This window comes from Streptomyces sp. NPDC048643 (assembly GCF_040650615.1).
Lineage (GTDB): Bacteria > Actinomycetota > Actinomycetes > Streptomycetales > Streptomycetaceae > Streptomyces.
Map to the genome: position 1 here is coordinate 87,628 of NZ_JBEZHO010000022.1, position 13,162 is coordinate 100,789.

Annotated in this window: 9 protein-coding genes and 1 riboswitch; of the genes, 6 read left to right on the forward strand and 3 right to left on the reverse strand. The window is 70.7% G+C overall.

Annotated elements, in window-relative coordinates:
• Window positions 1-73: 73 nt before the first annotated feature.
• Window positions 74-610, reverse strand: a complete 537-nt coding sequence (locus AB0C62_RS22425) for a DUF6082 family protein (RefSeq protein WP_362975677.1) — start codon at window positions 608-610, stop codon at window positions 74-76.
• 344 nt (window positions 611-954) lie between these two features.
• Here AB0C62_RS22425 and AB0C62_RS22430 point away from each other — a divergent pair, with 344 nt between their 5' ends.
• Entirely contained in the window at window positions 955-2,028 is a 1,074-nt protein-coding gene (locus AB0C62_RS22430) for a GTP-binding protein (protein ID WP_362975679.1), read from the forward strand.
• A gap of 6 nt (window positions 2,029-2,034) precedes the next feature.
• On the opposite strand, the gene AB0C62_RS22435 is transcribed toward AB0C62_RS22430, so the two are convergent.
• Window positions 2,035-4,494: a DNA topoisomerase IV subunit A gene (locus AB0C62_RS22435; protein ID WP_362975681.1), complete on the reverse strand. Its 2,460-nt coding sequence runs from the start codon at window positions 4,492-4,494 to the stop codon at window positions 2,035-2,037.
• A 354-nt stretch (window positions 4,495-4,848) separates the two neighbouring features.
• Here AB0C62_RS22435 and AB0C62_RS22440 point away from each other — a divergent pair, with 354 nt between their 5' ends.
• The 4 genes from AB0C62_RS22440 (at window position 4,849) to AB0C62_RS22455 (ending at window position 9,623) form a co-directional block, all read left to right on the forward strand.
• Window positions 4,849-6,195: a pitrilysin family protein gene (locus AB0C62_RS22440; RefSeq protein WP_362975756.1), complete on the forward strand. Its 1,347-nt coding sequence runs from the start codon at window positions 4,849-4,851 to the stop codon at window positions 6,193-6,195.
• Window positions 6,192-7,580 (forward strand): pitrilysin family protein, encoded by a 1,389-nt coding sequence (locus AB0C62_RS22445; protein WP_362975683.1) that lies wholly within the window; start codon window positions 6,192-6,194, stop codon window positions 7,578-7,580. The genes AB0C62_RS22440 and AB0C62_RS22445 overlap by 4 nt, the downstream gene beginning before the upstream one ends.
• A 213-nt stretch (window positions 7,581-7,793) precedes the next feature.
• Window positions 7,794-7,953: riboswitch (cyclic di-AMP (ydaO/yuaA leader) on the forward strand.
• Between the two features lie 13 nt (window positions 7,954-7,966).
• Window positions 7,967-8,731, forward strand: a complete 765-nt coding sequence (locus tag AB0C62_RS22450; protein WP_362975685.1) for a M23 family metallopeptidase — start codon at window positions 7,967-7,969, stop codon at window positions 8,729-8,731.
• Window positions 8,732-8,927: 196 nt separating this feature from the next.
• Window positions 8,928-9,623 (forward strand): GntR family transcriptional regulator, encoded by a 696-nt coding sequence (locus tag AB0C62_RS22455; RefSeq protein ID WP_362975687.1) that lies wholly within the window; start codon window positions 8,928-8,930, stop codon window positions 9,621-9,623.
• 242 nt (window positions 9,624-9,865) lie between these two features.
• Here the strand turns inward: AB0C62_RS22455 and AB0C62_RS22460 are convergent, their stop codons facing one another.
• Window positions 9,866-10,147: an HPr family phosphocarrier protein gene (locus tag AB0C62_RS22460; RefSeq protein WP_081219834.1), complete on the reverse strand. Its 282-nt coding sequence runs from the start codon at window positions 10,145-10,147 to the stop codon at window positions 9,866-9,868.
• A 177-nt stretch (window positions 10,148-10,324) separates the two neighbouring features.
• Here AB0C62_RS22460 and AB0C62_RS22465 point away from each other — a divergent pair, with 177 nt between their 5' ends.
• On the forward strand, window positions 10,325-13,159 hold the full coding sequence (locus tag AB0C62_RS22465; protein WP_362975689.1) for a GNAT family N-acetyltransferase: 2,835 nt from the start codon (window positions 10,325-10,327) through the stop codon (window positions 13,157-13,159).
• Window positions 13,160-13,162: the final 3 nt, after the last annotated feature.

Genomic DNA, 13,162 nt, shown 5'->3' on the forward strand with positions numbered 1-13,162 from the left:
CCGTCAGTGTGATGTGCCCGGCCGGGTGGCGCACGTCGACGCGCTCGCGCCGGAGCGCGGCAGGTGAATGGCGCTACTCACTCGGCGGTTCACCTACGACCCACCACTCGTCCGTGTCCGTTTCATCCAACTGTACGAGTAGGTCTTCGACCATACGTCCGATTTGAGCTTCGTCTGACGTGCTGATCAGAGTCGCCCGGTGAGGGCGCGTCGCATACCAGTACTCTCGAAAAATCGGGTGTTGAAGCATCCCCCGGGCGAAACCGAAGAATTCCTCGCGGGTCATGTTCCCCATGCGGTAGTAGCACAGCGCGTTGGTGTACAGGGCGTTGGTGAAGAGGAACTGGCGCTGCTTCTTCTGGGAGACGGTTCCCTCATAGGTGTCCAGCACCTCGGCGAGTTCGGGATCGTCCATGGCCTTGCTCAACAGCTCCCAGTGCAGCCGTTGCTGGTGAGCCAGGTTGGCCTGACGCTGAGTCTGAGCCGACCGCTCGAGCAACTCGATCCGAGCATGGAGCGCGTCGAGTGTGGCTCTCTGCGAGACGAGTGTCAGGGCAGCGCCGGTCAGAAGACCGACCGCTGCGGCGGCGGTGGAGCTCAACCTGTGCACGTTGGCTATCCGTTTGACCATGTCAACCCCCGAATCAGGCGACCGTCCGCCGGTCGTCGGTTGTGGGGCGACAGGGAGCGGACCGGCGAGCGGTGGGCGGCGCGCTTGCCGTCTCCCAGTCTTGCCGAGCGGCTCTGATCGGCAGGGAGGCGGAGAGGAGGCGCACGGAGGGACAAGCGGGTCTCGTTTCCCGGCGCCATGCCCAACGTGTGCCCCGCGAGCGCCGCGGACAATCGTTCAGTTAGGGGCGTTTCCTCCCGCTCGTATGCTGGGTCGGTATTCGTTCCCCGCGTGAGCGCCGGTCCCGTGAGCCGGTGCGCGCGCAGGTCTCAGAGAGGCGCACGTTGAGTCAGTCGAGTCCACGGCAGATCCCGGTCATCGTCCTCGCAGGTTTCCTGGGCTCCGGTAAGACCACGCTGCTCAACCACCTCCTGCACCGCAGCGGAGGCAGCCGCATCGGAGCCGTCGTCAACGACTTCGGGGCGATCGAGATCGACGCGATGGCGGTGGCCGGAGCGCTCGGCGACTCGACCGTCTCGCTCGGCAACGGTTGCCTGTGCTGCGCCGTCGACGTCAGCGAACTTGATCAATATCTTGATCGGCTCGCTCAACCTTCCGCCCGGATCGACGTCATCGTCATCGAGGCGAGCGGGCTCGCCGAACCCCAGGAACTGGTCCGTATGGTGCTGGCCAGCGAGCACCCGGAGATCGTCTACGGGGGACTAGTCGAGGTCGTCGACGCCGCCGAGTTCGACGCCACGCGCGAGAAGCATCCCGAGATCGACCGGCACCTCGCCCTCGCCGATCTCGTCGTCGTGAACAAGATCGACCGGGCCGAGGACGGGGAGAGGGTGCTGCGCGTCGTCGGTGAACTGGCCGACGGGGCCGCGGTCGTCCCGGCCACCTACGGCCGCGTGGACCCCGAGTTCCTCTTCGACTGCAGGCCGAGCGAGGAGCGCGTCGGGCAGCTGTCCTTCGACGATCTCCACGACCAGGAGAGCGACGGTCGGCAGGCGGAGGACGGCCGGCGGGAGGGCCCGCACGTGGGCCACCTGCACACCGCCTACACGTCCCTCTCGTTCACCTCCGACGTGCCGACGGACCCCCGCCGCCTGATGGCCTTCCTCGACAGCAGGCCCGAGGGGCTCTACCGGATCAAGGGGTACGTCGACTTCGGCGTCCAGGACACCCGCAACCGGTACGCCGTGCACGCCGTCGGGCGGTTCCTGAGGTTCTACCCCGAGCCCTGGGCCGACGCGGACCGGCGGCTGACCCAGCTCGTGCTCATCGGGTCCGGCATCGACACGGCGGCTCTCGACAAGGAGCTGGAGGCGTGCAAGGAAGACGCCCCACACGCCGACGAACACAGCATGTGGGGCGTCCTCCGCTACGTGCGGGAACCCGACTCCGAGAGCTGACCCGGGCTACACCGGGCCCGCCACCACCGACACCGTCCGCCCCAGGGAGATGCCCGAGCCGTCGCGGCGGGGGTCGATCTCCGGCAGGTCGACGGGCGTGCCGTTCTTCTGCGCCGCGCGTCCCGGCGTCGGGCCCGTCCAGGCCAGGGACAGGCAGTCCTCGCCCTTCAGGAAGCGCTGGCAGCGCACGCCACCCGTCGCGCGTCCCTTGCGGGGGTACTGGTCGAACGGGGTCAGCTTGGCCGTGGTCTGGACGGAGTCGTCCAGCGTCCCGCGCGAGCCCGCCACCGTGAACACCACCGCGTCCACCGCCGGGTCGACGGCGGTGAAGGAGATCACCTTCGCGCCGTCGGTCAGCTTGATGCCCGCCATGCCGCCCGCGGCACGCCCCTGTGGACGGACCTGTGAGGCCTGGTAGCGCAGCAACTGGGCGTCGTCCGCGATGAAGACCAGGTCCTCCTCGCCGGTACGCAGCTCCACCGCGCCGACGATCCGGTCCCCGTCCTTGAGGGTGATGACCTCCAACTCCTCCTTGTTCGAGGGGTAGTCGGGCACCACACGCTTGACGACACCCTGCTCCGTGCCGATCGCCAGGCCCGGCGACGCCTCGTCGAGCGTAGTCAGGCAGATCACCGTCTCGTTCGGCTCCAGGGCGGACAGGAACTCCGAGACCGGAGCGCCCCCGGAGAGGTTGGGCGCCGACGCCGTCTCCGGCAGCCGCGGGAGGTCGATCACGTTCAGACGGAGGAGGCGGCCCAGGGACGTGACGACGCCGATCTCGCCGCGTGCCGTCGCCGGCACCACCGAGACGATCACGTCGTGCTTGGTGCGCTTGCCGTCCGGGTCCTGTTCGAAGGGGTCGCCGTTCGCCGTGCGGGCCAGCAGGCCCGTCGAGGACAGCAGCACCCGGCACGGGTCGTCGGCCACCTGCAGCGAGACGGTCGCGGCGGGCGAGCCGGCGGACTCCAGGAGCACCGTGCGCCGGTCGGTGCCGAACTTCTTGGCCACCGCGGCCAGTTCTCCCGAGACCAGCTTGCGCAGCTCCGCGTCCGAGTCCAGGATCCCGGTCAGCTCGTCGATCTCGCCCATCAGGCGGTCGCGCTCCGACTCCAGCTCGATGCGGTCGAACCGGGTCAGGCGGCGCAGCGGCGTGTCCAGGATGTACTGCGTCTGGATCTCGGAGAGGGAGAAGTGCTCGATCAGGCGCTCCTTGGCCTGAGCGGAGTTGTCGCTGGAGCGGATGAGGCGGATGACCTCGTCGATGTCCAGGAGGGCGACGAGGAGGCCCTCGACCAGGTGCAGCCGGTCGCGCTTCTTGCCGCGCCGGAACTCGCTGCGACGGCGTACGACGGTGAACCGGTGGTCGAGGTAGACCTCCAGCAGTTCCTTGAGGCCGAGGGTGAGTGGCTGACCGTCCACCAGCGCCACGTTGTTGATGCCGAAGGACTCCTCCATCGGCGTCAGCTTGTAGAGCTGTTCGAGGACCGCCTCCGGCACGAAGCCGTTCTTGATCTCGATGACCAGACGCAGCCCGTGCGCACGGTCGGTGAGGTCCTTCACGTCGGCGATGCCCTGGAGCTTCTTCGCGCCGACCAGGTCCTTGATCTTGGCGATCACCTTCTCCGGGCCGACGGTGAAGGGCAGTTCGGTGACGACGAGGCCCTTGCGGCGGGTCGTGACGTCCTCCACCGACACCGTGGCGCGGATCTTGAAGGTGCCGCGGCCCGTCTCGTACGCGTCCCTGATCCCGGAGAGGCCGACGATCCGGCCGCCGGTGGGCAGGTCGGGGCCCGGGACGTGCTTCATCAGGGTCTCGAGGTCGGCCCCCGGGTACCGGATGAGGTGCCGGGCGGCCGCGATGACCTCGCCGAGGTTGTGCGGCGGCATGTTGGTGGCCATACCGACGGCGATGCCCGACGAGCCGTTGACCAGGAGGTTCGGGAAAGCGGCCGGCAGGGCCACCGGCTCCTTCTCCTGGCCGTCGTAGTTGGGCGAGAAGTCGACCGTGTCCTCGTCGATGGACTCGGTCATCAGGGACGTCGCGTCGGCCATCCGGCACTCGGTGTACCGCATCGCGGCCGGCGGGTCGTCGTTGCCGAGCGAACCGAAGTTGCCGTGGCCGTCGACCAGCGGCAGGCGCATCGAGAAGGGCTGTGCGAGTCGCACCAGGGCGTCGTAGATCGACGCGTCTCCGTGCGGGTGGAGCTTACCCATCACCTCGCCGACGACGCGGGCACACTTGACATAGCCGCGATCGGGGCGCAGGCCCATCTCGTTCATCTGGTACACGATGCGACGGTGCACCGGCTTGAGGCCGTCGCGGGCGTCCGGCAGGGCTCGCGAGTAGATGACCGAGTACGCGTATTCGAGGAAGGAGCCCTGCATCTCGTCCACGACGTCGATGTCGAGGATCTTCTCCTCGTACGAGTCGTCGGGCGGCGGGGTCTTCGTGCTGCGGCGGGCCATCGCTGCTGCGGCTCCTTCACAGTCTCTGCCGGGGCATGAACGGGTTCTGACGCGGACCATTGTGGACCGCCCCGCTGACAACGCCGACCGCGACCCGTCCGTAGCGGCCTCCCGGAGCGCTCCGCGGGCCCCGGAGCGACCGTTCCCGAGCCGTCGTCGTGGCGTCCGCCGGACCCCTGCCGCACCCGTCCCGCCCGGTGTCCGGAAGGTTCCCGGGGGCGTGCGGGGGGCGCTCGCGGTTCTCGCTCTCGGCGTACGAGGTGCGGGAACTTCGCCAGGCGTCCGCGCGCTTGCATACAGTGGCAGGACCGACAGGAATGACGCAGTTCCGCGATCGAAGGGACGTACATGCCCATGGGTCACACGGCCACAGCTGAGGCAGGCTCCGGCGGCCTGACAGCGACCGAGCACCGCCTGGCCAACGGCCTGCGTGTGGTGCTCTCCGAGGACCATCTGACCCCGGTCGCGGCGGTGTGCCTCTGGTACGACGTCGGCTCGCGCCACGAGGTCAAGGGCCGGACCGGGCTCGCCCACCTCTTCGAGCACCTGATGTTCCAGGGCTCCAAGCAGGTCCACGGAAACGGCCACTTCGAACTCGTCCAGGGCGCCGGCGGCTCGCTCAACGGCACGACGAGTTTCGAGCGCACCAACTACTTCGAGACCATGCCCACCCACCAGCTGGAGCTCGCCCTCTGGCTGGAGGCCGACCGCATGGGCTCGCTGCTCGCCGCGCTGGACGACGAGTCCATGGAGAACCAACGTGACGTCGTGAAGAACGAGCGCCGCCAGCGCTACGACAACGTTCCGTACGGCACCGCGTTCGAGAAGCTGACCTCGCTCGCGTACCCCGAGGGCCACCCGTACCACCACACCCCGATCGGGTCGATGGCGGACCTGGACGCGGCGACCCTGGAGGACGCCCGCGCGTTCTTCCGCACGTACTACGCGCCCAACAACGCGGTTCTGTCGGTCGTCGGCGACATCGACCCGGAGCAGACGCTCGCCTGGGTCGAGAAGTACTTCGGCTCCGTCCTCGGGCACGACGGCAAGCCCGCCCCGCGGGACGGCTCGCTGCCCGAGACCATCGGGGAGCAGCTGCGCGAGGTCGTCGAGGAGGAGGTCCCGGCGCGCGCGCTGATGGCCGCCTACCGCCTCCCGGAGGACGGCACGCGCGCGTGCGACGCGGCCGACCTGGCTCTCACCGTCCTCGGCGGCGGCGAGTCCTCCCGGCTCTACAACCGGCTGGTGCGCCGCGACCGCACCGCCGTCGCCGCCGGCTTCGGCCTGCTGCGGCTCGCCGGTGCGCCCTCTCTGGGGTGGCTGGACGTGAAGACGTCCGGTGACGTCGAGGTCCCGGTCATCGAGGCCGCCGTCGACGAGGAGCTCGCCCGGTTCGCCGAGGAGGGCCCGACGGCCGAGGAAATGGAGCGCGCGCAGGCCCAGTTGGAGCGCGAGTGGCTGGACCGCCTCGGTACGGTCGCGGGCCGCGCGGACGAACTGTGCCGGTACGCCGTCCTGTTCGGCGACCCGCAGCTCGCCCTGACCGCCGTACAGCGCGTCCTGGGGGTCACCGCCGAGGAGGTCCAGGAGGTCGCCAAGGCCCGCCTGCGTCCCGACAACCGCGCGGTGCTCGTCTACGAACCCACCGCCCCCCAAGCCACCGACGCCGCTGACGACACCGACGAGGAGGCGGCGAAGTGACCGAGCTCGCCACCATGGACTTCCATCCGCAGCCCCAGGCCGGCCAGCCGAAGCCCTGGGCGTTCCCCGCCCCCGAGCGCGGCACCCTGGACAACGGCCTGACCGTCCTGCGCTGCCACCGCCCCGGCCAGCAGGTCGTCGCCGTCGAGGTGAACCTCGCCGCGCCGCTGGAGGCCGAGCCCGCGGGCCTGGACGGCCTCGCCACGATCATGGCGCGCGCCTTCTCCGAGGGCACCGACAAGCACTCGGCCGAGGACTTCGCCGCCGAGCTGGAGCGCTGCGGCGCCACGCTCGACGCGCACGCCGACCACCCCGGTGTCCGGCTGTCCCTCGAAGTGCCCGTCTCGCGTCTGCCCAAGGCCCTCGGCCTGCTCGCGGACGCCCTGCGCGCACCGGCCTTCGCGGACAGCGAGATCGAGCGGCTGGTGCGCAACCGGCTCGACGAGATCCCGCACGAGACGGCCAACCCGGCCCGCCGCGCGGCCAAGGAGCTCTCCCGGCAGCTGTTCCCGCCGACGGCGCGCATGTCGCGCCCGCGCCAGGGCACCGAGGAGACCGTCCAGAAGATCGACTCCGCGGCCGTACGGTCCTTCTACGAGAAGCACGTGCGTCCCGCGACGGCCACCGCCGTGGTGGTCGGCGACCTCACCGACGTGGACGTGGACGCGCTGCTCGGTGACACCCTCGGCTCCTGGACCGGTTCGACCGCCGAGCCGCGCCCGGTACCGCCGGTGCACGCCGACGACACGGGCCGCGTGATCATCGTGGACCGCCCCGGCGCCGTCCAGACGCAGCTGCTCATCGGGCGGGTCGGCGCCGACCGCCACGACCGTGTGTGGCCCGCCCAGGTGCTCGGCACGTACTGCCTCGGCGGCACCCTCACCTCGCGTCTGGACCGCGTCCTGCGCGAGGAGAAGGGCTACACGTACGGGGTGCGGGCGTTCGGCCAGGTCCTGCGTTCCGCGCCGGACGGCACCGGAGCCGCGATGCTCGCCATCAGCGGCTCGGTGGACACCCCGAACACCGGCCCGGCGCTCGACGACCTGTGGAAGGTGCTCCGCACCCTCGCGGCCGAGGGACTGACCGACGCGGAGCGCGACGTCGCCGTGCAGAACCTGGTGGGCGTGGCGCCCCTCAAGTTCGAGACCGCCGCGGCCGTCGCGGGCACGCTCGCCGACCAGGTCGAGCAGTACCTGCCGGACGACTACCAGTCGACGCTCTACCAGCAACTGGCCGCGACCGGCACGGTGGAGGCCACCGCGGCCGCCGTCAGCGCCTTCCCGACGGACCGTCTGGTGACCGTCCTGGTGGGCGACGCCGCGCAGATCGAGGAGCCCGTCAGGGCGCTCGGCATCGGTGAAGTCACCGTGGTCACCGCCGAGTAGGACCGTGTGACCGAGATGGGCCCTGGTGACTGAAGAGTCACCAGGGCCCTCTTTTACGCGGACATCGCCCCCAAGATGTCCGTATTGGTGCGGAGGTTGCCTTCTGTGCTGTGGGATGCGCTACAAAAACCGTGATCCGTTTGTTGTTCGAAAGATCTCGCGTTTAGCGTCAGTCCGGCTGTTCGTCAGGCAGTGCGCCGCGCCCGCGGCACCGGACAGTCATCGCCGAGTCCCCGCATGGCGCGAGCCAGGGGAGCCGGGGACCCACACGTAGTCCCTGGGGTGAATCGGACGCCCTCCCCGGAGGGGGCCCGTAGGAGACCTTCCTGCTCCGAACCCGTCAGCTAACCCGGTAGGCGAGAAGGAAGGAAAGGATCAGCCCTTACATGGCGTTCACCTGTGGCACCGGGAAGCATCGTCGTCCGAGCCGCGTGCAGCGCACCACGAAGAACGCCGTCGGCGTCGCGGCCCTCACCACCACCGGTGTCCTCGGAACCCTCGCGGCACCCGCGTTCGCCGCGACACCGTCCGCCGAACAGACCGGGCTGACCCAGGCCATCACCATCGGTGACTCCGTCGCCGAGCAGATCGACGCGCAGGCCGCCGCCCAGCAGCACGCCGCCGACGTGGCCGCCGCGCGGGAGAAGGCCGAGCGAGCCGCGCGCAAGAAGGCCGCCGAGCTGGCCGCGAAGGCCCGCGAGAGCAAGGAGCGCGCCGCCCGTGCCGCCGAGCGCAAGCGGCTCAACACCTTCGTCATGCCGATCACCGGCTCGTACGTCTCCACCGGCTACGAGACCGGCGGCAGCCTCTGGTCGTCCGGCAGCCACACCGGTGTCGACTTCCACGCCGCGTCGGGCACCTCGGTGCACTCCGTCGGCGCCGGCACCGTCGTCACGACCGGCTGGGGCGGCGCCTACGGCAATCAAGTAGTGATCAAGATGCACGACGGCACGTACACCATGTACGGGCACCTGTCGTCCATCGGTGTCTCCGTGGGCCAGACGGTCACTCCGGGCCAGCAGATCGCGCTCTCCGGCTCGACCGGCAACACCACGGGGCCGCACCTGCACTTCGAGGCGCGCACCACCGCGGAGTACGGCTCCGACATGGACCCCGTCGCGTACCTCCGCTCGCACGGCGTGAACGTCTGACGACCGCTTCGCGGCTTCTCCACCGTTTCGATGCCCCGGCTCACCGAGCCGGGGCATCGTCGTTTCCGGAGGCCGTCTGTCCAAAAAATATCCATGGATTCAGGCCCGCCATCGGAAATTAAGGCTTCCTGCAATAGAGTCACTGAACAAGCGTCAATCGATGGCGTTTCGCGGGGATTAAAGCGGAGGTCCGGTCATGCGTATTCCGGCGCACTCGGTATGCACGGCGATCCGCGACGACATCGTCGCGGGCGTCTACGAGCGTGGCGGCCGGCTCACCGAGGAACTGCTCGCGCGGCGCTACGGCGTCTCGCGCGTCCCTGTGCGCGAGGCACTCCGCACCCTGGAGGCCGAGGGCTTCGTGGTCACCCGGCGGCACGCGGGCGCCTGCGTCGCCGAGCCCAGCGAGCAGGAGGGTGCGGATCTCCTGGAGATGCGCATGCTGCTGGAGCCGTTGGGAGCCGCGCGCGCCGCGCAGCGCCGTACTGAGGCGCACCTCAAGGTGCTCCGCGGGCTGGTCAGGCTGGGTCAGGAGCGCTCCAGGCGGGGCAACAGCGAGGATCTGCGCTCCCTGGGCGGCTGGTTCCACGAGACGCTCGCACAGGCCTCGGGCAGTCCCGCGCTGACGTCGACGCTGTCCCAGCTGCGGCACAAGATCGCCTGGATGTACGCGGTCGAGGCGCCGGCCAACCCCGCGGAGTCCTGGGCCGAGCACGGCGGCATCGTGGACGCGGTCGCCCGTGGGGACGGCGAGCGGGCCCGCGCGATCACCGCGCTGCACGCGGAGCGCTCGGCGGCCGCACACCGGCTGCGATTTCCGGCCGGCGGGGACCGGCAGGACCGTGTGAGGACTTCGCAACATCCCGTAAACATGACGGGCCAGCGTCATTAACACGGGCACCGTATACAAAGAGGGTTATTCGGCGGGGAGCTATTTCTGCTGCCGTTTTATTCGCGTGCCGGGAATTTCGGGCACGCGTTCTTTTCGTTCGCGCAGGGTGTGATCCGGACGTGTCGCCGTGAATTCCGGGACGGCGTACGAAAACGCGGGGGGAGGTACGAAAACGGCTGAGCCGCGCCTCCCGACGAGGGATGGCGCGGCTCAGCCGTGTGATGTCCGAGTGCCTCGGGGGCTCAGACGGTCTCGGGGAGCTCGTCGAGCCCCTCGGCGACCAGCTTCGCCAGACGGTCGAGAGCGGCGTCCGCACCCTCGGCGTCCGACGCGAGGACGATCTCCTCGCCGCCCTGGGCGCCCAGGCCGAGGACCGCCAGCATGGAGGCCGCGTTGACGGGGTTGCCGTCGGCCTTGGCGATCGTCACGGGGACGCCGGAGGCCGTGGTGGCCCGGACGAAGATGGAGGCGGGGCGGGCGTGGAGGCCCTCAGCCCAGCCGACGTTGACGCGGCGCTCGGCCATGTGATGCTGCCCTTCAGCTGTTCAGGGTTGTCTAGACCAGTGTCCCATATCGTGAAGCGTGCCCGGACGGCCCTGCCTCCCGCCCACGAGCAGCCTCCCACCATGGCCCCGGTACGATGTCCGCACCCCACAGACTGCCTCGCGCCATTGTCGTACGCGAGCCGTAGTCTGGGGCGCATGCAGACCCCGTCGGACCGGCACGAGTACCCCGCGCACTGGGAGGCCGACGTGGTGCTGCGCGACGGCGGCACGGCCCGCGTCAGGCCCATCACGGTCGACGACGCGGAGCGCCTGGTGAGCTTCTACGAGCAGGTGTCGGACGAGTCGAAGTACTACCGCTTCTTCGCGCCCTACCCCCGGCTCTCCGCCAAGGACGTCCACCGTTTCACGCACCACGACTTCGTCGACCGGGTGGGCCTCGCGGCCACGATCGGCGGCGAGTTCATCGCGACGGTGCGCTACGACCGGATCGACGCCCGGGGTCTGCCCGCGTCCGCGCCCGCCGACGAGGCGGAGGTCGCCTTCCTCGTGCAGGACGCCCATCAGGGCCGCGGTGTCGCCTCGGCCCTGCTCGAACACGTCGCGGCCGTGGCCCGCGAGCGTGGCATCCGCCGCTTCGCCGCCGAGGTGCTGCCCGCGAACAACAAGATGATCAAGGTGTTCACGGACGCCGGGTACACCCAGAAACGCAGCTTCGAGGACGGCGTCGTACGCCTGGAGTTCGACCTGGAGCCCACCGACCGCTCGCTCGCCGTGCAGCGTGCCCGGGAGCAGCGCGCCGAGGCCCGGTCCGTGAAGCGGCTCCTGGCACCCGGCTCGGTCGCCGTCATCGGGGCGGGGCGCACCCCCGGAGGAGTCGGCCGCAGCGTCCTCGACAACCTTCGCGGAGCCGGCTTCACCGGTCGCCTGTACGCGGTGAACAGGGCTCTGGAGGAGAAGGAGCTAGACGGCGTCCCCGCTCACCGCTCCGTGCGCGACATCGAGGAACCCGTCGACCTCGCGGTCGTCGCCGTCCCCGCCGAGCAGGTCCTCGAGGTCGTCACGGAGTGCGGTGAACACGGGGTGCAGGGGCTCGTGGTGGTCTCCGCCGGGTACGCCGAGAGCGGCGCGGAGGGACGCGAGCGCCAGCGCGAACTCGTCCGGCACGCGCGCACGTACGGGATGCGCATCATCGGACCGAACGCCTTCGGCGTCATCAACACCTCCCCGGACGTGCGGCTGAACGCCTCCCTCGCCCCGGAGATGCCGCGTCCCGGACGGATCGGACTCTTCGCGCAGTCCGGCGCCATCGGCATCGCCCTGCTCTCCCGGCTGCACCGGCGGGGCGGAGGTGTCACCGGCGTGACCGGCGTGTCGACCTTCATCTCCTCCGGCAACAGGGCGGACGTGTCCGGCAACGACGTCCTCCAGTACTGGTTCGACGACCCGGACACCGATGTCGCCCTGATGTATCTCGAATCCATCGGCAACCCGCGCAAGTTCACCCGTCTCGCGCGCCGGACCGCCGCGGCGAAGCCGCTGGTCGTGGTCCAGGGAGCACGGCACGGCGGAGCGGCCCCCCAGGGACACGCCGTACGCGCCACGCGGCTCCCGCACGCCACCGTCTCCGCCCTGCTGCGCCAGGCCGGGGTGATCCGCGTGGACACGATCACCGAACTCGTCGACGCCGGACTGCTGCTGGCCCGCCAGCCGCTCCCCAGAGGGCCCCGCGTGGCGATCGTCGGGAACTCGGAGTCGCTGGGCCTCCTCACGTACGACGCCTGCCTCGCCGAGGGCCTGCGGCCGCTGCCGCCGAAGGACCTGACCACGGCCGCCTCGGCGGCCGACTTCCACCGGGCGCTGTCGGAGGCACTCGCCGACGACGGCTGCGACGCCGTGGTCGTGACGGCCATCCCGGCGGTGGGGGAGACCTCCACCGCGGACGCCGCACTCGCCGAGGCGCTCCGCTCCTCCGCCGCGGCGGCCCCCGCCAAGCCCGTCCTCGTCGTCCACGTCGAGCTCGGCGGCCTGGCCGAGGCCCTCTCCGCCGCTGCCAGCACCGCTCCTCAGGCCGCCGGGGCGGCAAGCGGCGGCGCGTCCGCCGCGGCCCAGCGCTTCCACCCCGCGGACGGCACGCCGCCCGCCGAGGTGAGCGCCGACCGCGCGGACTCCCGGCTCATCCCCGCCTACCCCGCCGCCGAGCGGGCCGTCCGCGCTCTCGCCGAGGCCGTCAAGTACGCCCAGTGGCGGCTCGACGCCGGAGAGCCCGGAAAGGTCCCCGAGTACGAGGACATCGACGAGAAGGGGGCGGCCGAGCTGATCGACGGCCTCCTCACGCGCGGAGAGGGACTGACCCTCGACGGCGAGGACACCTGCGCGCTGCTCGGGCGGTACGGCATCGACGTGCACCGCGCGCTGCCCGCTCCCACCCCGGACGACGCCGTGGCCGCGGCAGATGCCATCGGCTACCCGGTGGCCCTCAAGACCACCGCCCCGCACCTGCGGCACCGGGCCGACCTGGGCGGCGTCCGGCTGGACCTGGCGGACGAGGAACAACTGCGCCGCGCGTACGCGGAGTTGACCGAACTGTTCGGGACGCCGACCGTGCTGCGCCCCGTCGTACAGGGGATGGCGCCGCGCGGCGTCGACACGGTGGTCCGCGCGGTGATCGACCCGGCGGCAGGGGCGGTGCTCTCCTTCGGGCTCGCCGGAGCCGCCTCCGAGCTGCTCGGGGACACGGCGCACCGGCTGGTCCCGGTCACCGACCGGGACGCGACCTCGCTGGTCCGGTCGATCCGGACGGCACCGCTCCTGTTCGGCTGGCGCGGCTCCGCGCCGGTGGACACGGCGGCCCTCGAAGAGCTCATGCTGCGTGTGTCCCGGCTGGTCGACGACCATCCGGAGGTCGTGGCGGTCGCTCTGGAGCCGGTGGTGGTCGCCCCGACCGGCGTGAGCGTCCTGGGCGCCACGGTGCGGCTCGCCCGCGCCCCGATCCGGGACGACCTCGGCCCCCGCACCCTGCCCGTCGTCTGACCC